This window comes from Candidatus Viridilinea mediisalina, assembly GCF_002532535.1.
Lineage (GTDB): Bacteria > Chloroflexota > Chloroflexia > Chloroflexales > Chloroflexaceae > Viridilinea > Viridilinea mediisalina.
The window spans coordinates 1-831 of the sequence record NZ_NQWI01000303.1; the positions used below are offsets into that span (position 1 = coordinate 1).

The 831-nt window shown below is 56.8% G+C and carries 1 protein-coding gene; it reads left to right on the forward strand.

Annotation, left to right across the window (positions count from 1 at the left end):
• Window positions 1-85: 85 nt before the first annotated feature.
• On the forward strand, window positions 86-697 hold the full coding sequence (locus tag CJ255_RS22165) for an acyltransferase (RefSeq protein ID WP_097646218.1): 612 nt from the start codon (window positions 86-88) through the stop codon (window positions 695-697).
• Window positions 698-831 lie beyond the last annotated feature (134 nt).

An 831-nucleotide genomic window follows, 5' to 3' on the forward strand; every position in this document is an offset into this window, starting at 1 on the left:
CGTTGGAGTGCCGGCTTTAGCCGGCTAAAGCCGGCACTCCAGCGTGTGCCCCCCGGCTTTTCAGACAGCTTCTTAGAGGTTTCCTATGTCTGATGTCTTCATCCACCCCAGTGCCTACGTTGATCAACCCTGCACCATTGGTGCAGGTACCAAGATTTGGCACTTCTGCCATGTTATGCCCCATGCTACCATTGGGGCACACTGCGTCTTAGGGCAGAATGTGATGGTGGCAAGTGGGGTGACGCTGGGGAACAATGTGAAGGTACAGAACAATGTCAGCCTCTATACCGGCGTTGAACTAGAGGACGATGTCTTCTGCGGGCCGTCGTGTGTCTTCACCAATGTGATCAACCCGCGCTCGCAGATTGTGCGCCATAGCCAATACCAACGCACCCTTGTGCGCCGTGGCGCGACGATTGGAGCCAATGCCACGATTGTCTGCGGGGCAACAATTGGGCGCTATGCCTTCATTGGGGCTGGCGCAGTCGTGCGCGGCGATGTGCCCGACTACGCCTTGATGCTGGGGGTTCCTGCCATCCAACGGGGCTGGATGAGTCGCCATGGTCAGCGCTTGCCACCCCCAGCGGCCACTGGCATCATGTGCTGCCCCGAAAGTGGGTGGCGCTATCACACAGAAACCCCCGGCGTGCTGCGCTGCCTCGATTGGCCCGAAGAGCAAGCCTTGCATCAGGGCTGATATGCTGATAGCCGAAAAGCAGTATTCATGTGCTTAGGGAAGGTTTCAGAGAAAGGTTTTCAGCTTTAGACATGGTTCATAGTTACTTTACAGTTTGGTCTCCGATGGAGTGCCGACTTTAGTCGGCTGGGGTC

Bases quoted from the DNA above. Each gene is read 5' to 3' on its own strand.
- CJ255_RS22165 (WP_097646218.1), top strand. From the start codon at position 86: ATGTCTGATGTCTTCATCCACCCCAGTGCCTACGTTGATCAACCCTGC.